Raw genomic sequence first — 23,614 nt, forward strand, 5'->3', positions numbered from 1 at the left:
TCACACGCTGCGCATGCGCACGCGCCGGGGGCTTCGCCATGCGAAGCAAGCTATCGGTCTGGACACTCTCCGCGAAGCGCAGCGAGCCGTTGGTGGCCGAGCGCAGCGATGGCCCGACCCACTCCCCTCTGTGCGTGCCGAGGAGCGGAGTGCAACCGGCCCGCACGCCTGCCGAAGGACAGGCGTGCTTCGTGATCTGACTCGCCGCAGCTGTTTGAGCGCAGCGCCCGAAGGGCGCGTAGCGAGTTCTGCGGCGGGGCCGGTTGCGCGAGCACCGCAGGTTGCCCGTAGCGAAGCGGAGGGACGCGCACAGTGGGGTCGCCTTTCTTTGGTTACTTTCTTTGGCGAGACAAAGAAAGTAACTCGCCCGCCGGGGCGAATTCCCGGCTCCTGCGCCAAACAACAAGCAAGGCCAAAACAAAGCCTCAAAGCCTCAAAGCCTCAATTTGGATCGCACCGCCTCAGCCCGGCCAGCGGAGCCGCGGGACCATACGCCCGTCGGTTACGCGGCCTTCTACGACAAGACCCTCGTCACACCTTCGGCTGCGCTCACGTTTGCTTGGCTGAGGCAAAGCGCCGCGAGCTGCTCATCAGCCGCAGCTCATTCGCCATCCCACGCACCCCCGGCACCCCAGCCGCCACGCTTTCCGCCTGCTCCCGTTCCTCCGCATCGAGCACGATGCCGCGCAGCCGCACCTGCGCCTGCTTCGCCTGCACCGTGATGCTGGTGTCGCGCGTCTGCGGATGCTCCTTGAGCGCCGCCCGCACGCGCGCCTCCAGCGCCATGTCGGCCAGCAACGCGCGAGAAGCAGGCGTCTCCGCAAACTCCGGACAGTTCACCATCCGCCGAATCTGCTCGACACAACTCTCGACCGACACGCGGTCGGTATTGAGCACGATGTCGTAAAGCACCGGGTCGCCCCACGTCACCCCGAACTGCTCGTGCATCCGCGACGCGTGTGCATGGTCGCTGCGCCGGATCTCCGCCTCCGCAAACTCGGCGTCGTCGGTGTCGAGATGCGCCATCAGCCACTCCACCCGCTTCTTCAGCGAGCGCGTGATGCGCACGCACACCACATGCGGCACCGGCCGCAGCAGGCAGGTCGCGCCCCAGCCGCGAAGGACCACGTTGCCCGCATCGGCCAGCGAGAACACCTCCTCCGCGGTGTAGAGCGCGACGCTGCGCTTGTCCGTGGTCAGGCGTTCCACCAGGCCGGCCTTGCCGTCGCGCAGCCGGCCGATCAGGCTGGTCGACACCTGGGCGCGGTCGGCCACGCGCTCGATGGCCTCGTGGCGCATCACGGCCAGGCCGAGGGCGTCGGCAAGCTGCAGCGAGACGTCCTTGGCGAGGGACCCCATCTCCTGGGTCATGGCAATCACGGGCATGCTGCGGCCTCCTCAATCCACCGGCCGCTCAGCGGCGAATTCGTCGATTTTCTTCGGCTTGATCATCGCCAGCACCTTCGAGATCAGCGGCCAGAAGAGCATGGTCAGCGCCAGCGTGGTGATGCCGCCCACCAGCGGGTTCGACCACATCACGCCGACGTCGCCCTGCGACACCAGCATGGCCTGTCGGAAGGAGTCCTCGGCCTTGTCGCCCAGCACCAGGGCCAGCACCAGCGGCGCGAGCGGGAAGTCGAGCTTCTTGAACACATAGCCCACCACGCCGAAGCCGAGCATGAACCAGATGTCGAGCATCGCGTTGTGCACGGTGTAGGCGCCGATGGCGCAGATCACGATGATCACCGGCGCGATGATGGAGAAGGGAATGCGCAGGATCGAGGCGAACAGCGGCACGGTGCTGAGCACCACGATCAGGCCGACCACGTTGCCCAGGTACATGCTGGCGATCAGACCCCAGACGAAGTCCTTCTGCTCGACGAAGAGCAGCGGCCCCGGCTGCAGGCCCCAGATCAGCAGGCCGCCCAGCAGCACGGCCGCGGTGGGTGAGCCGGGGATGCCCAGCGCCAGCATCGGCAGCAGGGCGCTGGTGCCGGCGGCATGCGCAGCGGTCTCGGGGGCGACCACGCCCTCCATCTCGCCGGTGCCGAACTTGGGCCCCTTCTTCGACATCTTCTTGGCCAGGCCGTAGCTCATGAAGGAGGCCGGCGTGGCGCCGCCGGGGGTGATGCCCATCCAGATGCCGATCAGCGAACTGCGCAGCGAGGTGACCCAGTACTGCGGCAGCTGCTTCCAGGTCTGCAGCACCACCTTGGGATCGATCTTCGCGCTCTTGCCGGAGAACTTGAGCCCCTCCTCCATCGACAGCAGGATCTCGCCGATGCCGAACAGGCCGATGACCGCGATCAGGAAGTCGAAGCCGCGCATCAGCTCGGGCTGGCCGAAGGTCAGCCGCAACTGGCCGGTGACGGTGTCCATGCCCACGCTGGCAAGGGCGAAGCCCAGCGCCATCGAGGCCAGGATCTTGAAGGGCGAGCCCTTGCCCATGCCGACGAAGCTGCAGAAGGTGAGCAGGTAGACCGCGAAGAACTCGGGCGAGCCGAACTTGAGCGCGAACTTGGCCACCAGCGGCGCGAGGAAGGTGATCATCACCACCGCCAGGAAGGCACCGATGAAGGAGGAGGTGAAGGCGGTGGTGAGCGCCGCACCGGCCCGGCCCTGCTGCGCCATCGGATAGCCGTCGAAGGTGGTGGCGACCGACCAGGGCTCGCCGGGGATGTTGAACAGCACCGAGGTGATGGCGCCGCCGAAGAGCGCGCCCCAGTAGATGCAGGACAGCATGATGATCGCCGAGGTGGGCGACATCGTGAAGGTCAGGGGCAGCAGGATCGCCACGCCGTTGGCGCCGCCCAGGCCGGGCAGCACGCCGATCAGCACACCCAGGATGATCCCGACGAACATCAGCACGATGTTCATGGGCGTCAGGATCACGGCGAAGCCCTGCAGCAGGGCGCTGATTTCATCCATTTCGGGTTCGCTCCGTGGAGTTCGTAGGGCTCAGTAGCCGAGAAAGCGAAGCGGATCGAGCGAGCCCTTGTATAGCGGCACCTTGAACCAGACTTCGAACATGCAGAAGAAAAGCGCGTTGACGGCCACGCCGATCAGGACACTCTTCATACAGGAGTACTTGCCCAGCACCACCATGAAGAGCGCGATGTAGATCGCCGAGGCGACGTACAGGCCGAGGAAGGTGATGGCCAGCACGTAGCCGGTGGCCGGCAGCAGCACCGACAGCACGCGCCGGAACTGCACCGCGTCGACGAAGGCTTCGGTCTTGCGGTTCTTGCCGAGCAGGGCCTGGTAGAGGATGCCGGCGCCCGAGATGACGATGATCACGCCGATGTAGAAGGGGAAGTAGCCGGCGCCGGGCCCGTCGGTGGTCCAGCCCGCGCCGAGCTTGCGGCTCTCGAAGACCACGGTCAGGCCGATGACCAGCAGGATGGCCGCGGCGACCGCTTCGACCAGGTAGGTGGGTACGCCGGCGCGCACCGCGCCCTCGGAATTCTCTTCGTGCTCCATGGAGCCCCCATCGTGTGAGTCGACAAAAAGGATCGGGTGCGGGCGGCGCGCCACCGGGCGCTATGGCCTGGCGCCCGCCCCGCGGACGGCGCGTGGCCGCCCTACTTCGCGTTGGCGGCGATGAAGCCGGCCTCGGTCATCAGCGTGCGGTGCGTGACTTCCGCCGTCGCGAGCCACTTGTTGAAGTCGTCGCCGCTCATGAAGGTCGGATTGAAGGCGCCCTTCTCCATGTATTCCTTCCACTCCGGCGTCGCGGCCACCTTGGTCAGCAGGTCGACGTAGAAGGCGAGCTGGTCCTTGCTCACGCCGGAGGGCATGAAGATGCCGCGCAGCATGGTGTACCTGGTCGGAACGCCAGCTTCCTTGCAGGTCGGGACATCGTTCCACGACTGGGTGTCGGTCACCTTCTCCTTGTAGGGCATGCGCTCGTCGTCGAACACGCACAGCGCGCGCAGCTTGCCGGCGCGCCACTGGGCCACCGCCTCGATGGGGTTGTTGACGGTGGAATGCACGTGGCCGCCCACCAGTTGCACCGCCACCTCGCCGCCGCCCTTGAAGGGGACGTAGATGAACTTGGTTCCGGTGGCCTTCTCCAGCGCCACGGTGATGATCTGGTCTTCCTGCTTGGAGCCGGTGCCGGCCATCTTGAACTTGTTCGGGCCGGCCGCCTTCACCGCGGCGACATACTCGCCGGCGGTCTTGTAGGGCTGCTCGGCGTTGGTCCACAGCACGAACTGGTCGAGCGCCATCATCGCGACCGGGGTCATGTCTTTCCAGTTGAAGGGCACGCCGGTGGCCATGGGCGTGGTGAAGAGGTTCGACAGCGAGATCACGATCTTGTGCGGATCGCCCTTGGCCTCCTTGACCGCGAGGAATCCTTCGGCGCCGGCGCCGCCCGACTTGTTGACGACGATCAGCGGCTCCTTCATCAGCTTGTGCTTGATGACGATGCCCTGGATGAGCCGCGCCATCTGGTCGGCGCCACCGCCGGTGCCGGCAGGGATCACGAACTCCACCGGCTTGGTGGGCTCCCACGCGGCGAGCGCGGGCGTGGTGCCGGCCAGCGCCAGCACGGCGGCGGTGAGCACTTTGGCGGGGAAGGCGCGGGCGCGCGAAGCGATGCGTTCAATCATGTTGTCTCCTGTTGAAGCTGCGTTCTTCTTTGCCTGGATTCGCAGGGAAGTCCCAGTGCGCGAATGCTGCGCGCGGGGCCGCGAAACGCTGCTTGACCGGGGTCAACTTTTTTCGAGATTCCGCATCCGGGTTAGCCCGGCCCGAGGGCATCGGGCCGGGTCACCCAGTCGGCTCGGGTAAACCCTATAAGATCGGCTTCTTCCACCATCCCCCATTGCAGGAGTTCATTGCATGTCAGGCCGTGACCGTTCTTCTCGTTCGCGCACGTGGCAAGGCGCGTTCAAGGCCTTCGCGCATGAAGCCGGCATGTTGCTCGATGCCCTGCTCAGCCCGGGCCGGATCATCGAAGAAGTGGAAGAGATGCGCGCGCTGTACCAGCGTGCGAACCGGATCGAGGCGACCGATCCGCATCGCGCCGCGGTGCTGCGCTGGCATGCCTCGCGCGTCGGACTGCGCTGAAGCCCACCGTCCCCAAGCCTGGTTCATAGTCTCCAGCACCGGCCCAGTGGGCGGTGCCTGGGCATCGCCGTCTCAATGAAGGCGATTGACGGTATTCATCCGCAAGTCCCGCGTCGTGGTCAAGAATGCACGTCCCCCCACTACCACGCGACGATGGAGGAACCCATGAGCAACGACAAGCCCGGCGCCGAGTGCCCTTTCAACCACGGCGCCGCCGGCAACGGTACCGACAACCGCGACTGGTGGCCCAATCAGTTGAGACTGGACCTGCTGTCGCAGCACTCCAGCAAGTCCAACCCGATGGGCGAGGATTTCGACTACGCCAAGGCGTTCGACAGCCTGGACCTCGCCTCGGTGAAGAAGGACCTCACGGCGCTCATGACCGATTCGCAGGACTGGTGGCCGGCCGACTTCGGCCACTACGGCGGCCTGTTCGTGCGCATGGCCTGGCACAGCGCCGGCACCTACCGCATCGGTGACGGCCGCGGTGGCGCCGGGCGCGGCCAGCAGCGCTTCGCGCCGCTGAACAGCTGGCCGGACAACGTGAGCCTGGACAAGGCGCGCCGGCTCCTGTGGCCAATCAAGCAGAAGTACGGCCGCAACATCTCCTGGGCCGACCTGATGATCCTCGCCGGCAACGTGGCGCTGGAGAGCATGGGCTTCAAGACCTTCGGCTTCGCCGGGGGCCGCGAGGACACCTGGGAACCCGATCAGGACATCTACTGGGGGCGCGAGACCCGTTGGCTGGGCGGCGACGAACGCTATGCCAAGGGATCGCCGGGCGTCGACGACGAGCACGGCGTGCTCGTCAAGGACGACGACAGCCAGGTGCGACACACCCGCGACCTGGAGAACCCGCTGGCCGCCGTGCAGATGGGCCTGATCTACGTGAACCCCGAGGGCCCGGACGGCAAACCCGACCCGATCGCCTCGGCCAAGGACATCCGCGACACCTTCGGCCGCATGGCCATGGACGATGAAGAGACCGTGGCGCTGATCGCCGGCGGACACACCTTCGGCAAGACGCACGGCGCCGGCCCGGCGGACAACGTCGGCGCCGAGCCCGAGGCTGCCGATCTCGAGGCGCAAGGCCTGGGCTGGCGCAACAAATTCGGCACCGGCCGCGGCGCCGACACGATCACCAGCGGCCTGGAAGTCACCTGGACCCGCACGCCCGCCAAGTGGAGCAACGATTTCTTCTGGCACCTTTTCGGCTACGAGTGGGAGCTGACCAAGAGCCCGGCCGGCGCGCACCAGTGGGTGGCCAAGAACGCGGAGCCGACGATCCCGCACGCGCACGATCCGTCGAAGAAGCTGCTGCCCACCATGCTGACCTCCGACCTGGCGCTGCGCTTCGATCCGGAGTACGAGAAGATCTCGCGCCGCTTCATGGCCCACCCGGACCAGTTCGCCGACGCCTTCGCGCGGGCCTGGTTCAAGCTCACGCACCGCGACATGGGCCCGCGCGCGCGCTACCTGGGCCCCGAGGTGCCTGCCGAGGAGCTGATCTGGCAAGACCCGGTGCCCGCCGTCGACCACCCGCTGGTGGACGCGGCCGACATCGGCGCACTCAAGGCGAAGGTGCTGGCCTCCGGCCCGACCGTCGGTGAGCTTGTCGCCACGGCCTGGGCCTCGGCCTCCACCTTCCGCGGCGGCGACAAGCGCGGCGGCGCGAACGGAGCGCGCATCCGCCTGGCGCCGCAGAAGGACTGGGAAGCCAACCAGCCCGCGCAACTGGCCAAGGTGCTGGAGGTGCTGGAAAGCATCCAGGCCGAGTTCAACGGCTCGGCCGCCGGCGGCAAGAAGGTCTCGCTGGCCGACCTGATCGTGCTGGCCGGCGGCGCGGCCATCGAAAAGGCGGCGAAGGATGCCGGGCAGGATGTGACGGTGCCCTTCGCGCCCGGCCGAACCGATGCCTCGCAGGCGCAGACCGACGTCACGTCCTTTGCGCCGCTGGAACCGGTGGCCGACGGCTTTCGCAATTACCAGAAGGCGCGCTTCGCAGTCCCCGCCGAGGCGCTGCTGGTGGACAAGGCCCAGTTGCTGACGCTGACCGCGCCCGAGATGACGGTGCTGGTGGGCGGCCTGCGGGTGCTGGGCGCGAACGCGAGCGGCTCGAAGCACGGCGTCTTCACCGACAAGCCGGGCCAGCTGACCAACGACTTCTTCGTGAACCTGCTGGACATGGCCACCGAGTGGAAGCCCAGCGGCGAGGGCCTCTACGAGGGCCGTGACCGCAAGACCGGCCAGGCCCGCTGGACCGGCACGCGCGTGGACCTGGTGTTCGGCTCCAACTCGGTGCTGCGCGCCCTGGCCGAGGTCTACGGCAGCTCGGACGCGCAGAAGAAGTTCGTCGACGACTTCGTCGCGGCCTGGACGAAGGTGATGAACCTCGATCGCTTCGACCTCGCGGCCTGATCGTCGAAGCGCCGGCCGGGCGGCTCGCGCCGCTCAGCCCCCTCGGCCCAGCGCGTGCCGCGCCGCACGCGCGATGCTCGCCGCGTCCACCCCGAAGAAACCGCGCAGCGCCGCACGCGTGTCGCTGCGGCCGAAGCCGTCGGTGCCCAGCGTGAGGTAGCGCCGGCCTTCGGGCACGAAGGCACGGATGCTCTCCGGCACCGCACGCACATAGTCGGTGGCGGCGATCACCGGGCCGCGGCCGGCGCTCAGCTGCTGCGTCACGAAGGGCATGCCGGGTTCGGCCTCGCCCGAGAGCGCGCGCGACTCGCAGGCCTGGCCGTCGCGCGCCAGCTCGCTCCAGCTGGTGACGCTGAAGACCTCCGCATCGATGCCTTCGGCGGCGAGCTGTTCCGCGGCCTTCAGCACCTCGGTGAGGATCGCGCCGGAGCCCATCAGCGTGACCGGCCGGCCCTGCCCCGACGCGGCCCTGAAGCGCCAGCAGCCGCGCAGCACCTCGGCCCCCGCCTCGGCCGGCAGGTCCGGCTGGGCGTAGTTCTCGTTCATCAGCGTGACGTAGTAGAAGACGTCCTTCTGCTCGACCATCATTTCGCGGATGCCGGCATCGACGATCACGGCCATCTCGCCCGCGAAGGCCGGGTCGTAGGCCTTGCAGTTGGGAATGGTGGCGGCGACCAGGTGGCTCGATCCGTCCTGGTGCTGCAGGCCCTCGCCGCCCAGCGTGGTGCGGCCCGAGGTCGCACCCAGCAGGAAGCCGCGCGGCCGCTGGTCGGCCGCGGCCCAGATCTGGTCGCCCACGCGCTGGAAGCCGAACATCGAGTAGTAGATGTAGAAGGGCAGCATCGCCAGGCCATGCACGCTGTAGCTGGTCGCCGCGGCCGTCCAGCTGGCGATGGCGCCGGCCTCGCTGATGCCTTCTTCGAGGATCTGCCCATCGGTGGCTTCGCGGTAGGAGAGCACCGAGCCGATGTCCTCCGGCGCATAGCGCTGGCCCACGCTGGAGTAGATGCCCACCTGCTTGAACAGGTTGGCCATGCCGAAGGTGCGGGCCTCGTCGGCGACGATGGGCACGACGCGCGGGCCGAGCACCGGGTCCTTCATGAGGTTGCCCAGCACCCGCACGAAGGCCATGGTGGTGCTCATTTCCTTGCCGGCGGCGGCGACGGCGAACTGCGCATAGGCCGCGATCTCCGGCTTGGCGACGGTCTCGCAGGCGGTCTCGCGGCGCGGCATGCTGCCGCCGAGCGCGGCGCGCCGGTCCATCAGGTAGCGCATCTCGGGGCTGTCGGCGGGCGGCTTGTAGAAGGCCAGCGAGGTGGCCTGATCGTCGGACAGCGGCAGGCTGAAGCGGTTGCGGAATTCGATGAGGTCCGCGTCGTCCAGCTTCTTCTGCGAGTGCGTGGTCATCTTGCCCTGGCCGGCGCTGCCCATGCCGTAGCCCTTCTTCGTGTGGGCCAGGATGACGGTCGGCTGGCCGCGATGCGCGGCGGCCGCGGCGTAGGCGGCATGGATCTTCACCAGGTCATGGCCGCCGCGCTTGAGGCGATCGATCTGCTCGTCGGTGAGGCCTTCCACCAGCCGCGCGAGCGCCTCGTTCTGGCCGAAGAAGTTGTCGCGGTTGAAGCGGCCATCCTTGGCGGCGAAGGTCTGCATCTGGCCGTCCACCGTGTCGGCGAAGGCACGCACCAGGGCGCCGCTGGTGTCGCGCGCGAACAGTCCGTCCCAGTCGCTGCCCCAGACCAGCTTGATCACGTTCCAGCCGGCGCCGGCGAAAAGCTTCTCCAGCTCGTCGATGATGCGGCCGTTGCCGCGCACCGGGCCGTCCAGGCGCTGGAGGTTGCAGTTGACCACCCACACGAGGTTGTCGAGCTTTTCGCGCGCCGCGAGCGTGAGCGCGCTCATGGATTCGGGCTCGTCCATCTCGCCGTCGCCGAACACGCCCCACACCTTGCGGCCTTCGCAATCGAGCAGATGGCGGTGGGTGAGGTAGCGCATGAAGCGCGCGTGGTAGATCGAGCTGATCGGGCCGATGCCCATCGAGCCGGTGGGGAACTGCCAGAAGTCCGGCATCAGCCAGGGGTGCGGGTAGCTGCTCAGGCCGCGCGCGCCGTGCGCGGGCGCGCTGAGCTCCTGGCGGTAGTGCTGGAGGTCTTCTTCGGTGAGGCGGCCTTCGAGGTACGCACGCGCATAGACGCCGGGGGCGCTGTGCGGCTGGAAGAACACGAGGTCACCGCGATGGGCCGCATCTCGCGCACGGAAGAAGTGATGGAAGCCCGTCTCGAACAGGTCCGCCGCGCTGGCATAGCTGGCGATGTGCCCGCCCAGCTCCCCATAGGCTTGGTTGGCCCGCACCACCATCGCCAGCGCATTCCACCGCATCAGCGAGGCGAGGCGCTCCTCGATCGCCAGGTCGCCGGGGAAGGGTGGCTGCGCCTCCACCGCGATGGTGTTGACGTACGGCGTGGCCAGCTCGGGCTGCCAGCCGATGCGTTGGCTGCGGGCGACGCGGGCCAGCTCGTCGAGCATCCAACGCGCTCGCTCGGGCCCGTGCGTCTCGGCGAGCGCGGCGAAGGCCTCGCGCCATTCGGCGGTCTCGTCGGGGTCGATGTCGTTGCTGGACATGTCGAGCAGGGCGCGCAGGTGGTCGGGGGAGAGCGGTGCGTTCATGAGCCGCACTTTAGGCTGCGATGCATGGAATAGGCTGCCGTTCAGGCGGGCATTATTCCTGCGTCGCAGCATAGAATGCCGCGATCCGGCCATTCTGAAGCATTTCATGCAACTGGACGCCATCGACCTGCGCATTCTCGACGAGCTGCAACGCGACGGCGCGCTTTCCAACGTCGAACTGGCGCGGCGCGTCCACCTCTCGCCCTCGCCCTGCCTCGCGCGCGTGAAGGCGCTGGAGGCGGCCGGCGTGATCCAGCGCTACGTGGCACTGGCCAGCGCGTCGGCCCTGGGGCTGGGGCTGAACGTGTTCATCTCGATCAGCCTGAAGACGCAGAGCAAGAAGTCGCTGGCCGACTTCGAGCAGCGCATCGCCGAACACGACGAGGTGATGGAGTGCTACTTGATGACCGGCGACAGCGACTACCTGATCCGGGTCGCCGTGGCCGACATCGCGGCGCTCGAGAAATTCATCCTCGAGCAGCTCACGCCCATTGCGGGCGTCGAAAAGATCCGCTCGAGCTTTGCGCTCAAGCAGGTGCGCTACAAGACGGCGCTGCCGTTGCCATCGGCTCAGTAACTGGCCGAGATGGTGGCCCTCGACGCGGGCGCGCCGCGAACCGCATCGACGGCGTCGCGCAACGCATCGAGGTACTCTGCCGCCCCCGGCTCGTGCACCAGCGACATCATGCGGTGCAGCGCCCGGGGCTTCTGCACGAGGCCGGGCAGGTAGCCCTGCGCCGACATCAGCTCGGCCACGCGGAACACGTCGACCTCGTCGGAGCCGAACGCCACCAGCGACAGGTGCGGCTCGCCGACGATGTGCATGCCCGGGATCGCACGCACGCCGGCCTGGAAGCGGTCCACGAAGTCGAGCAGTTCCGCCGCGATCCGCTTGTAGCCCTCGATGCCCAGGCAGTGGAACACGGCCCAGGCCCCGGCCACCCCGCCCGCCGGGCGGGTGCCGGCGATGGTGGAGGTGAGGAAACGGCCGCTGGGCCACCCGTCGAAGTCGAAGGCGTGGCAGCGTGCCAGCTCACTGCTGCGATAGAAGACGGTCGAGGCGGGCTTGGGGCAGAAGCCGAACTTGTGCAGGTCGGCCGAGATCGAGCACACGCCCGCGACGCCGAAATCGAAGGCCGGAATCGCGCGGCCGAGCATGCGCGCGAAGGGAGCGATGTAGCCGCCCACGCAGGCATCCACGTGCAGCCACAGCCCGCGCGCCTGCGCCAGCGCACCGAGTTCGGCGATCGGGTCGACCACGCCGTACGGGAAGCAGGGCGCCGAGCCGACCAGCATGAGCGTGTCGGCATCGACGCGCTCTTCCATGGCGGCGACGTCCGCACGCCAATCGGGGCCGACGGGCACGCGGCGTACTTCGAGGTCCATCAGCCGCGCCGCCTTGTCGAAGGCGGGGTGCACCGACTCGGGGGCGACGATGTTGCCGCGCAGCGTCGGCCGGCCGCGTTGCTGGCGCGTCCAGTCGCGGCAGGTCTGCACCGCCTGGATGATGCTTTCGGTGCCGCCGGTGCTCATGAAGCCCTGTGCATCGGGCGGCGCGGTCAGCAGACCCAGCGCCATCTGCACCACCTCGCTCTCCATCTGCCGCACGCTCGGGAAGGCCCGGGCGCCGCCCAGCGCGTTCTCGAAGAAGTACTCGAAGAAGGCGTCGCGCCCGATCCGCGCCACCTCGTCGGTGGCCTTGAAGACATAGAGCGGCACCCGGCCGTGCTCCCAGTCGGCGTCGCCGGCCTTGCGGTCGCGCAGGGCCTGCAGCACCGCCTCCCTGGGCATTCCGTGTTCGGGCATGGTCATCCGCGTCATCGTCGTCCTTGGTGTTCGAAGCTATTGACCTGATTTTCATGACCGACCTATGATTCGTCAATGCCAAATGATGATTCGACAAAACCGAACACCAAGGCGCGCTCGCGTTCCGGGCTCAACAGCGGCCTGGACGTGCTGGACTGCCTGGTCGCGCACGACCGCCCGCTCACCCTGACCGAGATCGCGGCCGCGATCGGGATGGCGAAGTCCAGCGTGCTCCCCTTGCTGGGCATCCTCCAGCAACGCGGGCTGGTGCGGCGCCAGAGCGACCAGCGCTACGTGATCGGCCTGCGGGCCTGGGAAATCGGCTGTCACGCCGGACCGGTGGAATTCGGCCGGCTGGCGCAGCCTCACATGGCCCAGCTGGCACGCGACATTTCGGAAGGCGTGGCACTCGCGATGTTCGAGGTCGACCACACGGTATGCATCCAGTTGGCCGACTCGCCGAATGCCGTGCGGGTGCACGCCAACATCGGCGACCGGACGCCGGCGCATTGCGGGTCCTCCGGCCTGGCCATCCTGGCCACGATGCGGGATGAGGAAGTGGCGCGGGTGCTGCCGCAGCGCCTGGAACAGCTCACGCCCCACACCATCGCGACGCGCGACGAACTCCTCGCGGAGCTGGCCGAGGTGCGGGCGCGTGGCTGGTCGATCAGCCGCAGCAGTTGGCGACTCGAGGTCGGCGGCGTGGCGGTCGCGCTCACCGGCACGGGCGGGCAGACGGTGGCCGCGCTGAACGTCGCCGTCCCGGTGCACAAGCTGACGCAGGCCTGGCTCGACGCCTCGATGCCGTTGATCCAGCAGGCCGCCCGGACGATCGAACGGGCCTTCGGCGCGCCGGTGGACAAGGTGCCGCCGATCGCACCGGTGGCCCCGCGCGGCGGCAGCCCGCTGGCCAGGGCGGCCTGAGCGCAGCGGCGCGATGCATCGCCATCGCGGACTTTTTGTTTGTCTGATTGTTCTTCCACTTTCCTTCGAGGAGCGCGTACATGCATGGAACCAGCGGTTTGAATCGACGTGAACTGGGGCTGCTTGCGGCCAACATCGGCCTGCTCACGCTGGGCGGGCGAGCCTTCGCGCAGGAGCCTGCGAAGGCGATGCTCGGCCACTTCCCCTCGGCGAACCAGCAGAATTTCTCCAAGGCCACGGGCTCGATGCAGAAGGCCATGGGCGCCAAGGCGCGGGTCGAGTACGTGGGCGTCACGGCCGGTCCGCAGATCCTCACGGCCATGGCCGGCAACAGCATGGACCTGTGCAACATCGGCTCCAGCCCGATGGTGGTCGGCTTCACGCAGGGCCTGCCGATCTCGATGGTCTACGTGCACAAGGTCATCAAGGACGACGAATGCCTGATGGCGCGCGGCGACAGCGGCATCAAGGGGCTCGCCGACCTCAAGGGGCGCAAGATCGGCTGCCCGTTCAACAGCTCGGCGCATTTCGCCCTGCTGGCGGCGCTCAAGACGGTTCGGCTCACGCCCTCGGACCTGCAACTGGTCAACCTCAAGTCCGACGGCATCGTGCCGGCCTGGCAGCGCAAGGACATCGACGCCGCCTACATCTGGAACCCCGTGCTGCCCAAGCTGGCCGCCGAAGGCGGCGTGGTGATCTTCCGCAGCGGCGACCTGATCGCGAGCGGCACCGTCATCTTCGACGGCATCGTCGTGCGCGAGGAGTTCAAGCAGAAGCACCCCGACCTGGTGCTGATCTACCTGAAGGAGCTCGACCGCATCAACGGCATCTACCGCGAGCAGCCGGCCCAGGTGGCCGAGGTGATGGCGCCGTACCTGCAGTTGCCGCCCGAGACAGCGCTGACGGTGGCGAAGAGCACGCACACGATCACGCCGCGCGAGATGCTCACCGACACATGGATGGGCGCCCCCGGCGCGAAGAAGACGGGCGTGCTCGACACGCTGATGGCGCAGGCCGAGTTCCTGAAGAACGCGGACCAGGTCAAGGCGATTCCGCCCGACTTGTCCAGGTTTGTCGACAGCAGCTTCGTCGCGAAGATGGTGTGAACCCCATGCAGATCGAAGCGATCGACATGGCCGGCGGTGCCCGGCGCGACCATGCCAAGCTGGTGGTGGAGGGCCTGTCCAAGACCTTCGGCACGGGGCCGGAGGCCGTGCTGGCGCTGGCGCCGCTCGACATCACGCTCGAACGCGGCGATTTCCTCTGCGTGGTCGGCCCTTCGGGTTGCGGCAAGACGACGCTGCTGAACGTGGTGGCCGGCTTCGAGCGCCCGACCAGCGGCCGGGCGCTGCTCGACGGCAGGCCCATCACCGGGCCGGGCGCCGAGCGCGGCGTGGTGTTCCAGCAGGGCGCGCTGTTCAACTGGATGACGGTGCTGGAGAACGTGGCCTTCGGTCCGCGTTCCTGCGGCGTGCCGGCCGCGAAGGCGCGCGAATCCGCGCGCCGGCTGCTGGCGCTGGTCGGACTGGAGGCCTTCGCCTCGAAGTACCCCTACCAGCTCTCGGGCGGCATGCAGCAGCGCGTGGGCATTGCCCGCGCGCTGGCCAACGAGCCCGAGATCCTGCTGATGGACGAGCCCTTCGCGGCGCTCGACCAGCAGACGCGCGAATTGCTGCAAGAGGAGATCCGCGGTATCTGGCGCCGCACCGGCTCGACCGTGCTGTGGATCACCCATTCGATCGAGGAAGCGCTGTTCCTCGCCACCCACATCGTGGTGATGAGCGCGCGGCCGGGCCGCGTCAAGGCCGCCTTCCGCTCGCACTTCAGCGCCGACCCGGACCCGCTGGTTGCGGCGACGCCGGCGTTCTCGGCAGCCAAGCGGCAGATCCTGGCGCTGCTGCGCGCCGAATCCCAACGTGCCCAGCATCTGGAGAGCCAGGCGTGATGTCGACCAGTCCCCCGCTCGCCGCCGAAGGCTTCGAACCCATCCACGACGACAGGCGCAGCGCGGACCGCGCCGACCGGCGCGATCGCTGGCTTACCGGCGGCACGCTGCTGGGCCTGCTCCTGCTGTGGGCGGCCGTGACCGGCTCGGGCCTGTGGGCACCGCTGGTGAATCCGATCTTCCTGCCCTCGCCGCTCGACGTGGTGCGCGCCTTCATCCGGCTCGCACAGCAGGGCTACCAGGGCAACAGCCTCGCGCACCACTTCGGCGTCAGCTTCTTCCGCTTCGGCACGGCCTTCGCGTTCTGCGTGCTGGTGGGGGTGCCGCTGGGTTTGCTGATGGGCTCGGTACGCTCGGTGCGCGCCATCCTGGAGCCGCCGATCCAGGCCATCCGGCCGGTGCCGAAGCTGGCGTTGCTGCCGCTCTTCATCGTGTGGTTCGGCATCGGCAACACCTCGAAGATCGTGCTGATCGCGGGGCCGGTGTTTCCGCTGATCGCCATCGGCGCGATGCAGGCGGTGCGCTCCGTGAGCCAGAAGAAGATCCAGGCCGCGCAGGCGCTGGGCGCGAGCGCCTCGACCGTGTTCTGGCGCGTGATCTTCCCGGCCAGTCTGCCCGGCATCTTCACCGCGATCCGCATGGCGATCTCGATCGCCGTGACGATGCTGGTGGCCGCCGAACTGACCGCCACCTCGGACGGCATTGCGTGGCTGTCTCTCACGGCGGCGGAGTACCTCTCGACGGACGTGGTGCTGGTCGGGGTGGTGATCATGGCCACGCTGGGCTTCGCACTGGACCGCCTCGTGCACGCGGCCGAGGGCCTGCTGGTGCACTGGAGCGGCAAGGACTGACCGCGCCGCACCCGGCGGCGCAGCGCGGCCGGGCCGGACGGGCTCAGAGCCCGACGATGCCGCCGTCGTCCTTGGTGATCACGATGGTCGCCGAGCGCGGACGCGCGTTGCCGCCATCGGGCCAGTGACTGCCGAACTGGGCCGGGGTGCCGATGCTCGCCGCCGGCGTGTCCTCGCCAGGGTGCTGGATGTTCACGAACAGTGCGCGGCCATCGCCGGATTCGGCGATGCCGGTGATTTCGCATTCCTTCGGGCCGACCAGGAAGCGGCGCAGGCCCTCCGTGCCGGGCGCCTTGCCGACGAAGGTGGCCTGCTCGCGCGTGGTGCTGCCATTGGTGTTGGTGATGGTCCTGGCCGCGCCGTCTCCCACCTTGCCCGGCAGCGCGGCCAGCAGCATGCAGTTGGTGACGTCGGTGTAGGCGCCGTCGTCGGTCTCCAGCCACAGCAGGCCGGCGGTGGCCCGGCTGAACCACAGGCCGTCGGGGCTGGAGAAGTCGTTGTCGGCCACCAGGCCCGAGAGGTTGATGTCGGCCGAGGCGGTGGCGCGCGCGCCGAAGAGGTACACGTCCCAGTTGAAGCTCAGCGCCGCCGGGTCGCCCCCGGCATCGGCGAAGCGCACGATGTGGCCATTCGGATTGCCGGTCTGCGCGGTGCCGGACGGGCCCTTGGGGTCGTTGTAGTAGCGCGGGTTGGCGGCGTCGGCGGCGGCGATCGGGCGCGCGCTGCCGTTGGTGTTGGTCAGCGTCACGTAAACCTCGCCGGTCTTCGGGTTGACGGCCGTCCACTCGGGGCGGTCCATCCTGGTGGCGCCGGCGGCATCGGCGGCCAGGCGGGCGTTGATCACCACGTCGGCTGCGTCGGCGAAGGCATAGGGTGCGTAGCTGGCGCCGATGTTGTTCACGCCCAGCTTGAGTTCCAGCCACACGCCAGTGCCGTCGGCGTTGAAGCGCGCGACGTAGAGGCGACCGTCGTCCATGTACTTGTCGCCGGCCGCGATGCCGCCGCCGATGTCGGCCGGGTCCCAGTTCTTCGTCGAAACGAACTTGTAGATGTACTCGTTGCGCGCGTCGTCGCCCATGTACCAGACCAGCGGCTTGCCGGCCACGACCGGGCCGAGGCAGGCCCCTTCGTGGCCGAATCGGCCGAGGGCGGTGCGCTTCTTCGGGGTGCTTCCTGGCGTGAAGGGATCGATCTCCACCACCCAGCCGTAGGTGTTGGCGCCGTTGCGGTAGTCGTCGGCGGAGGTGGCGGCGCCGGTGATCACCTCGGTGTTCCAGCGGCCGTAGAGGCCGTCGGCCGTATCGGGCGTGACGGTGGCCCACAGCTCGCGGCCGGTGCCGGCGACGCCGTAGCGGGCGAAGGAGGCGATTTCCCTGGCGCTGCGCTGGGGGTTGTCGGTGGCGGCGATGCGGCGGAAGTAGCCGGCCCAGTTCTCCTCGCAGGTGAGGTAGGTGCCCCACGGGGTGGTGCCGTTGGCGCAGTTGTTGAGCGTGCCGCGGGTCTTGCTGCCGTCGGGCGAAAACTTGGTTTTCAGGTAGTCGGTGCCGGCGGCCGGGCCGGCGAAGGCCATCTCGGTCAGCGTATGGACGCGGCGGTTGAAGGTGGAGTCCTGCTTGTAGCGCCAGCCGCCGGCGCCCTTGCTGACCTCGACCACGCTCACGCCATGCAGGTAGAACTCGCGCAGCACTTCGTCGGGCACGGTCCGCGCCTGCGCGTTGCCGGTACCACTGGTGGTCTGGCCGGTGGGATGCAGGAACAGCGGCGTGATGGCTTCGTGGTTCATCACCAGCAGGCCGCGCGCGGCAGCGGCCGGGTCCCACTTGTTCGACGCGTCGATGCCGAAGAAGGTCATGCCGTCGTGGTGGTCGCCGGCGCGGCGGTCGTAGGTGGCCGGCGCATCGGTGCCGTCGTTGGCATAGGCGGGCACGCCGGCGGCGATCGGATCGCCGAGGCGGTACAGCACGGTGGCGGTGTAGCCGGCCGGCACGGTCACGGCGTCGGCCAGGCTCTTGGACACGGCGCCGAAGCCGAGCTTGGGCGAGGCCGGGGCAGGAGCCGGCGCCGGCGCAGGAGCGGGAGCGGGAGCAGGTGCCGGCGCGGGAGGGGGCGCGGGCGGCAGAACGGGGAAGCCGCCACCACCGCCGCCGCCGCAGGCCTGCAAGAGCGCCATGCCGGCACTCCCGACGCCGAAGCCGAGCAGGTGGCGGCGGTTCAGGCGCGAGGCGACGATGTCGTTGAAGGCGGGGTTGTCGGTGGTGTTGTGGCCGATGTCATCGGGATCGACGGCAGCAGCGTCCTGCCGGGTCTTGGCGGTCATGCGTACTTCTTTCTGCGGGGCATGGTTGAAAACCCCGGTACGCTAAAAGTTCAATGTGACACCCCGAAGTCAAGCGCCTTCCAGGGTGGGCCCGGCGCACCGGCCTTCGACCGACTTCACACCGCGCTGGCTGCGCAGGCAATGCACGTCAGGGCGCCTGCTGGAGCAGGCGGACGGCCGCCTCGTACGTGGCAGTGTTGTGGAAGGCCGCCAGGCCGGCGGCGAGCAAGGCCATCGAAGCCGCCAGGCCGCCTGGCAGGACGCGGACCGAGAACAGCGCGACCGCCATCAGCAGCGGCAGGAAATGCGCGGCATAGAGGAAGGTCTCCTCGCCGTAGACGAGGTGCAGCAGCACCTGCGCCCCCAGCGTGAGGCCCAGCACGGCGCCGAAGCGGCGCCACGCCGGCGAACGCGCCAGCCCCCATGCGCCGGCCAGCAGCAGCAGCGTCCACAAGCCGAGCGCGGCCATGCCGATCCAGCCGCCCGAAGCCGGGCTGCTCAGTTGGACCGAGAGCTGCGGCAGGCGCTGCACCTCATCGGCGGGCAAGGCCTGCAGCTCGGGCAGGCTGAAGGTCGACCAGAACATGCCCGCGAGCCTGTGCAGCCACGTGCCGGACGCCTGGAGGTTCATGTAGTCGAGCTCCTCGCGGCTTCCGAGGAAGAAGAACTTGGCGTAGCTGTAGAAGAGGCGCTGTGGCACCGTCAGCACCGCCACCACGGCGAAGGCGACGGCGCTGAGGCCGAGCGCGCGCCGCCAGGGCCGTTCGACCAGCGCCAGCGCCAGTCCGGCCACCCAGTTGGTCACGGTGATGGCCAGGCTCGCGATGCTGACGTCGACGATGAGGCGGTCGCTCACCGGCCGGCGCGCGGCCAGCGCCGCAGCCAGCAGTACCGCCAGGAGCGTGAGCGAGCCCGGCGCATAGGTCTCGGGCACCGAGAACCAGAACAGGAAGCCCGCGCTGCCGATCGCCATCAGCGAGAAGCAGGCCGTGGCGAAACGGCCGCAGCCCAGCAGCCGGGCGAGCGCATAGAAGCCGCAGATCCACAGGACGGCCACGATGCCGATGAAGCGCATCCCCGCCTGCAGGTCGGTCCCCGGCCACAGCAGGCGCAGGCCGCCGACGACGGGATGGATGAGGATCGAGGCGATCGGGTGGACCTTGGTGCGGTAGTGGTTGCTGCCGGCGTCCACCATGTTGGCGAGCACCCGCGGCATGTCGGCCTGGAACCAGGCGTCCAGGCCCTGCTCGCGGGCGAACAGGGCCGCCGGCAGCTGGCGCGTCAGCGTTGCCAGCACGGCCAGCGCCAGCACGCAGAGCAGGGCGGCCAGCAGCACGTCCCAGGCAATCCCGCGATTCTTCATCAACCCGCCAGCCACAGCGCGACCGCACCGATGCCCAGTGCCAGACGGCTGACCCAGTCGCGGGCGGCGAAAACCACCGGATCGTCGTGCAGCGCACCCCGGATCGCCTTGAGCCAGATGCGCATGGTCCAGAACAGGAAGACCGGGACCAGCACCCACAGGTACTCGGGATTTTTGTAGCGCGCGAGCATCTCCTGGTCGTGCAGGTAGAGGCCGAGCAGCAGCGCCGCCATCTGCCCGGCCGCCACGCCGGCGCACAGCACGAAGGGCAGGTCGGCGGGGTGGTAGCCGCGGTCGCGCTTCATGCGCTTCACTTCCTGCACCGAGCCGCTGAGTTCCACGTAGCGCTTGGCCAGCGCCAGGCTCAGGAAGATGAACAGGGAGAACGAGAGGATCCAGAAGGACAACGGCAGCCCCGTGGCCGCGGTACCCGCCGCCACACGCACGGTGTAGAGACCGGCCAGCGTGAACACATCCACCACCGCGCGCCGCTTGAGGAAGAGCGAATAGGCGGTGGTGAGCGCCATGTAGAACAGCAGCACGCTCACGAAGGCCGGGGGAAGCAGGGCGACGGACAGGCCCAGCGAGCCCGCGCACAGCAGGCCGGCCATCGAAAGACCCGTGGAGGCCGTGATCTCGCCCGAGGCAAAGGGCCGCAGCCGCTTGCGCGGATGGCGCCTGTCGGACTCCAGGTCGAGCAGGTCGTTGAACACGTAGATGCCCGAAGCCATCAAGCCGAAGGCCAGGAAGGCGAGCGCGGCATGCACCAGGATGGGCTGCGTGAGTTCGTGCAGCACCGGCATCAGCGGCAGGAAGATCAGGACGTTCTTCAGCCACTGGTGCAAGCGCACGCCGTAGAGGTAGCGTTGCAGCGAAGGTCGCGGCGGCACGATGCGCGCCTCCACCGTGACCAGCGCGGCGGCACGGCGCGCCAGCGCATCGGAACGGCTCACCACCACGCCCGACAGGGCACCGCGCCAGACCTCCAGGTCCATCCGGCCGTTGCCGGCGTAGCTGAAGCCCCGTGCCCCGGCGTCCGCCTCGATCGCCGCGCGCTTGGCGGCGCCGCGCAGGTTGTGTTCGCCGTCGGAGGCGATCACGGCATCGAACAGGCCCAGGTGCGCGGCCACCGCACGCGCCAGGCGCCCGTCGGCGGCGGTGGCCAGCACCGTGCGCCGCCCCCCGGCGCGCGCGCGGCGTACGAGCTCGAGCACCTCGGGCCGGTAGGGAAGCGTCTCGGCGTCGAGGGTGACGCGGCTCGCCACCTCCTTCTTGAATGCGGCCCGCCCGCGCAGCGCCCACAGCGGCAGCGAGAACAGCGCCACGGGCTCGGTACGCGCCAGTTTCAGCAGCGATTCATGCAGCGAGTCGGTGGCGATCAGCGTGCCGTCGAGGTCGACGTAGAGCGGGTTCATGGCATCTTCTCAGCCCCGGCTCAGGACGACGACGCCGATCAGGATGATGGCGATGCCCAGCACGCGGTTGGCGGTGAGCGGCTCGCCGAAGATCTGCCACGCGAGCAGCGCGGCGATGACGTAGCCCATCGACAGCATGGGGTAGGCGACCGTCACGTCCACCCGTGTCAGCGCCAGGATCCAGAGCCCGGCGCTGACGAAATAGCAGACCAGGCCCAGCAGAACCCACGGTTGCGTGCCGGCGCCCCAGGCAGCGGCCATCAGCGAAGCCAGGCTGCCCATCGACACCTGCCCCAGCGTCCTGGCACCCGCCTTGAGCAGCAGCTGCGCCACCGAATTCAGCAGCACGCCCGCGAAGATGATGGAGAAGGTGGGGAGCGTCATCGTGATTCCTGCGCGTAGGCAGGAATCATGCCTCGGTCGTTTTTCACTTGGGCCACAAGACCCATAGACGAAGTGGCTGATTGACACGTGCAGCGATGCGCCCCGCCTCGGCGCCGGTGCCGGCGAAGTAATCGGCGCGCACCGCGCCCACGATGGCGCTGCCGGTGTCCTGCGCCACCGCCAGCTTCGCCAGCGGCAAGGCGGGCCCCGGCGAGGCCAGCCACACCGGGGTGCCATAGGGGATGCTGTCGCGGTCGACGGCGATCGAGCGGCCAGCCGTCAGCGGCACGCCCTGCGCACCGACGGGGCCGGCGGACGCGTCCACGTCGGACAAGGGCTCCTCGCGAAAGAAAACGTAGCGCGGGTTGCTCCACAGCAACTGCGACAGGCGCTGCGGGTTCTGCGCCACCCATTGCTTGGTGTCGTCCGGCCACAGGCTGACCTTGGTCGCGCCCTGGCTCTGCAGCCATTGCTGCACGCTGCGATAGGGTTGCTCGTTGGTGGCGGCGAAGGCCACGCGCACAGTGCGCTGCGTGCCGTCGGGCTCGGTGATGCGCAGGCGGCCCGAGCCCTGGATGTGCAGCATCAGCACGTCGATCGGATCGGCCAGCCAGGCGATCTCGCGCCCGCGCAGCGCCGCCTGGGCCTGCGGCAGGGTGTCGATCTCCTGCCGGGTGAACCAGGGCCGGCGCGCGACCAGGCCCACGGGTGCCTGGTAGAGGGGCACGGTGTGCATCGCGGTGGGGCGGCGCGACGCCTCGAACACCGGCTCGTAGTAGCTGGTGAGCTTGCCCTCGGCTTCACCCGCGAGCGATTCGACACGGTAGGGCTGCAGGCGCTGCCGCATCCACTGGCGCTGCTCCTCGGTTTCGGCCAGCGCGAGCTGGCGCACCTCGCGGCACAACGAGGCGAAGGCGGCGTTGGGACGGGCACAGCTGGCGATCATCGCGCTCCAGCCCTCGTGCAGCGCATCGTCCTCGAAGCCGGGCAATTCGGACCAGGGCACCGGCACCCAGCGGCTCTTCGGATGGTTGAGCGAACCCGTCAGCGGTCCGAGTTCACGCGGCGGGGTGGACGTGGCGGCGGGCGCGGTGGGTGCCCGCCCTTCGGGCTGGAGCGGCCCGACCGAGCATGCGGCCAGCATTGCTACGATCGTCAGCGCCACCAACCACTGGAATCCTCTGTTCATGGGTTTGATTTTGCTTGAAGCCTTGGGTGCCGGAATCCTGCTGGCGCTGATCGTGTGGTGGACCATGTTCTCGGGCCGCAGGCGCGGTGAACTGCACGCGGACGAGGAGGACGAAAAAGCGCCTCCGTCCGACGAGCCACCCTCGGGGCGCTCGCCATAATGAGCGTTGCTCTTCCATTGACGAAAGGGATTCCATGAAGAAACTCGTCCTGGCCAATTCCGCGCTGGCGGTGCTGTTGTCCGGCTGTGCCGGCATGAGCGACACGCAGCGCAACACCGGCATCGGCGCAGGCATCGGCGCACTGGGTGGTGCCGCCATCGGCTCCGCCACCGGCGGCAACAGCCGTGCCATCGGCACCGGCGCCGCGGTGGGTGCAGCGGCCGGTGCGCTCGGCGGCTACCTGTGGTCGCAGCGCATGGAAGCGCAGAAGCGCGAGATGCAGGCCGCCACGCAAGGCACCGGCATCGCGGTCACGCAGACGCAGAACAACGAGCTCAAGCTCGCGATCCCGAGCGATGTGTCCTTCGACACCGGCCGCTCGACGATCAAGCCGAATTTCGTGCCCATCCTCAACCAGTTCGCCAACGGGCTGCGCAACAACCCGAATGCGGAGGTGCGCATCATCGGCCACACCGACAGCACCGGCACCGACGCGATCAACAACCCGCTGTCGGTGGAGCGGGCGGCCAGCACGCGCGACTACCTGATCTCCCGTGGCGTGGCGCAGCAGGCCTTCCGCATCGAGGGCCGCGGCTCGCGCGAGCCGATCGCGGACAACAACACCGAAGCGGGGCGGGCGCAGAACCGCCGGGTTGAAATCTACGTGGGCGAACGACCCCAGGGCTGAAGCTACACGGAGCGCGCTCGCCGAAGATCGGCCGCCGACTCGAGCAGGCCCGCGCGCTCGCAGGCCTGCTCGAGTTCGGTGATCAGCGCGTCCATTCTCTTGAGGAAAGCGTTGCGGCTGGTCGGCACCGATTGCGCCGACATCGCACTGGCCTTGGCCGCGAGATGCTCTTCCTCCGCCCGTCGGGCCCAGGGACGGATCTCGCAGAAGCACAGCAAGGCCAGGCGCCCGAGTTCTTCTCGCCGGCGGGCGTGAGCCACGTCTGCCGCGAGATCCTCGAGACCCATTCGCAGGTATTCGGTCAGGGTGTCCATGCTGCAATGCAGCATGGATTTTGCGCGTGACCTGGCGGGCGTCAAGCGGCCAGACGTATCCGGACGCAACAGGGCTGATGGTGCGCCTTCAGAGTCCGAG

General features: G+C 68.6%; 20 protein-coding genes. 8 read left to right on the plus strand and 12 right to left on the minus strand.

Annotated features, from left to right (window positions below; genetic code table 11):
• Positions 1–549: 549 nt before the first annotated feature.
• The 4 genes from ABEA07_RS28065 to ABEA07_RS28080 form a co-directional block, all read right to left on the minus strand.
• Positions 550–1,386 carry a cytidylate kinase family protein gene (locus tag ABEA07_RS28065; protein ID WP_345542038.1) on the minus strand — a complete coding sequence of 279 codons (837 nt, stop codon included), beginning with the start codon at positions 1,384–1,386 and terminating at the stop codon, positions 550–552.
• A gap of 12 nt (positions 1,387–1,398) precedes the next feature.
• Entirely contained in the window at positions 1,399–2,928 is a 1,530-nt protein-coding gene (locus ABEA07_RS28070) for a tripartite tricarboxylate transporter permease (RefSeq protein WP_345542040.1), read from the minus strand.
• 30 nt (positions 2,929–2,958) lie between these two features.
• Positions 2,959–3,480, minus strand: a complete 522-nt coding sequence (locus ABEA07_RS28075) for a tripartite tricarboxylate transporter TctB family protein (RefSeq protein ID WP_345542041.1) — start codon at positions 3,478–3,480, stop codon at positions 2,959–2,961.
• Between the two features lie 101 nt (positions 3,481–3,581).
• The gene (locus ABEA07_RS28080) at positions 3,582–4,613 is read right to left on the minus strand and encodes a Bug family tripartite tricarboxylate transporter substrate binding protein (RefSeq protein ID WP_345542043.1); all 1,032 of its coding nucleotides are present in this window, start codon (positions 4,611–4,613) and stop codon (positions 3,582–3,584) included.
• A 232-nt stretch (positions 4,614–4,845) separates the two neighbouring features.
• Here ABEA07_RS28080 and ABEA07_RS28085 point away from each other — a divergent pair, with 232 nt between their 5' ends.
• Together ABEA07_RS28085 and katG are read left to right on the plus strand one after the other, a co-directional pair.
• Complete coding sequence (locus ABEA07_RS28085; RefSeq protein WP_345542044.1) at positions 4,846–5,073, plus strand: hypothetical protein; 228 nt, start codon at positions 4,846–4,848, stop codon at positions 5,071–5,073.
• Positions 5,074–5,238: 165 nt separating this feature from the next.
• On the plus strand, positions 5,239–7,491 hold the full coding sequence (gene katG / locus ABEA07_RS28090; protein WP_345542046.1) for a catalase/peroxidase HPI: 2,253 nt from the start codon (positions 5,239–5,241) through the stop codon (positions 7,489–7,491).
• Between the two features lie 33 nt (positions 7,492–7,524).
• Here katG and mdeB read toward each other — a convergent pair whose 3' ends face one another.
• Positions 7,525–10,158, minus strand: coding sequence for an alpha-ketoglutarate dehydrogenase (gene mdeB, locus ABEA07_RS28095; protein ID WP_345542047.1), 2,634 nt, complete (start codon positions 10,156–10,158; stop codon positions 7,525–7,527).
• 106 nt (positions 10,159–10,264) lie between these two features.
• Between mdeB and ABEA07_RS28100 the strand changes: the two genes are divergently transcribed.
• The gene (locus ABEA07_RS28100) at positions 10,265–10,735 is read left to right on the plus strand and encodes an Lrp/AsnC family transcriptional regulator (protein WP_345542049.1); all 471 of its coding nucleotides are present in this window, start codon (positions 10,265–10,267) and stop codon (positions 10,733–10,735) included.
• Here the strand turns inward: ABEA07_RS28100 and ABEA07_RS28105 are convergent.
• Positions 10,729–11,970: a pyridoxal phosphate-dependent decarboxylase family protein gene (locus ABEA07_RS28105; RefSeq protein ID WP_345542050.1), complete on the minus strand. Its 1,242-nt coding sequence runs from the start codon at positions 11,968–11,970 to the stop codon at positions 10,729–10,731. The two genes, ABEA07_RS28100 and ABEA07_RS28105, sit on opposite strands and share 7 nt — an antisense overlap.
• Positions 11,971–12,039: 69 nt before the next feature.
• On the opposite strand from ABEA07_RS28105, the gene ABEA07_RS28110 reads away from it, so the two are divergent.
• The 4 genes from ABEA07_RS28110 (at position 12,040) to ABEA07_RS28125 (ending at position 15,684) form a co-directional block, all read left to right on the plus strand.
• Complete coding sequence (locus tag ABEA07_RS28110) at positions 12,040–12,888, plus strand: IclR family transcriptional regulator (protein WP_345542052.1); 849 nt, start codon at positions 12,040–12,042, stop codon at positions 12,886–12,888.
• 80 nt (positions 12,889–12,968) lie between these two features.
• Positions 12,969–13,994: a taurine ABC transporter substrate-binding protein gene (locus ABEA07_RS28115; protein WP_345542053.1), complete on the plus strand. Its 1,026-nt coding sequence runs from the start codon at positions 12,969–12,971 to the stop codon at positions 13,992–13,994.
• A gap of 5 nt (positions 13,995–13,999) precedes the next feature.
• Positions 14,000–14,833 carry an ABC transporter ATP-binding protein gene (locus ABEA07_RS28120; RefSeq protein WP_345542054.1) on the plus strand — a complete coding sequence of 278 codons (834 nt, stop codon included), beginning with the start codon at positions 14,000–14,002 and terminating at the stop codon, positions 14,831–14,833.
• The gene (locus tag ABEA07_RS28125; RefSeq protein WP_345542055.1) at positions 14,833–15,684 is read left to right on the plus strand and encodes an ABC transporter permease; all 852 of its coding nucleotides are present in this window, start codon (positions 14,833–14,835) and stop codon (positions 15,682–15,684) included. Before ABEA07_RS28120 ends, ABEA07_RS28125 begins: the two co-directional genes overlap by 1 nt.
• Positions 15,685–15,727: 43 nt before the next feature.
• On the opposite strand, the gene ABEA07_RS28130 is transcribed toward ABEA07_RS28125, so the two are convergent.
• The 5 genes from ABEA07_RS28130 to mltA all read right to left on the minus strand — a co-directional run bounded on the left by ABEA07_RS28130 (position 15,728) and on the right by mltA (position 22,352).
• Complete coding sequence (locus ABEA07_RS28130; RefSeq protein ID WP_345542056.1) at positions 15,728–18,001, minus strand: PhoX family protein; 2,274 nt, start codon at positions 17,999–18,001, stop codon at positions 15,728–15,730.
• A 148-nt stretch (positions 18,002–18,149) separates the two neighbouring features.
• Entirely contained in the window at positions 18,150–19,364 is a 1,215-nt protein-coding gene (locus ABEA07_RS28135) for a hypothetical protein (protein ID WP_345542057.1), read from the minus strand.
• Complete coding sequence (locus ABEA07_RS28140) at positions 19,364–20,779, minus strand: UbiA family prenyltransferase (protein WP_345542059.1); 1,416 nt, start codon at positions 20,777–20,779, stop codon at positions 19,364–19,366. Before ABEA07_RS28140 ends, ABEA07_RS28135 begins: the two co-directional genes overlap by 1 nt.
• 9 nt (positions 20,780–20,788) lie before the next feature.
• On the minus strand, positions 20,789–21,163 hold the full coding sequence (locus ABEA07_RS28145) for an SMR family transporter (protein WP_345542061.1): 375 nt from the start codon (positions 21,161–21,163) through the stop codon (positions 20,789–20,791).
• A gap of 43 nt (positions 21,164–21,206) precedes the next feature.
• On the minus strand, positions 21,207–22,352 hold the full coding sequence (gene mltA / locus ABEA07_RS28150; protein WP_345542062.1) for a murein transglycosylase A: 1,146 nt from the start codon (positions 22,350–22,352) through the stop codon (positions 21,207–21,209).
• Positions 22,353–22,546: 194 nt separating this feature from the next.
• Here mltA and ABEA07_RS28155 point away from each other — a divergent pair, with 194 nt between their 5' ends.
• Entirely contained in the window at positions 22,547–23,200 is a 654-nt protein-coding gene (locus ABEA07_RS28155; protein WP_345542063.1) for a YiaD family glycine zipper/OmpA-like lipoprotein, read from the plus strand.
• 2 nt (positions 23,201–23,202) lie between these two features.
• On the opposite strand, the gene ABEA07_RS28160 is transcribed toward ABEA07_RS28155, so the two are convergent.
• The gene (locus ABEA07_RS28160) at positions 23,203–23,514 is read right to left on the minus strand and encodes a hypothetical protein (protein ID WP_345542064.1); all 312 of its coding nucleotides are present in this window, start codon (positions 23,512–23,514) and stop codon (positions 23,203–23,205) included.
• Positions 23,515–23,614 lie beyond the last annotated feature (100 nt).

The sequence above is a fragment of the Variovorax defluvii genome (genome assembly GCF_039541515.1).
GTDB classification, from domain to species: Bacteria; Pseudomonadota; Gammaproteobacteria; order Burkholderiales; family Burkholderiaceae_C; genus Variovorax; species Variovorax defluvii.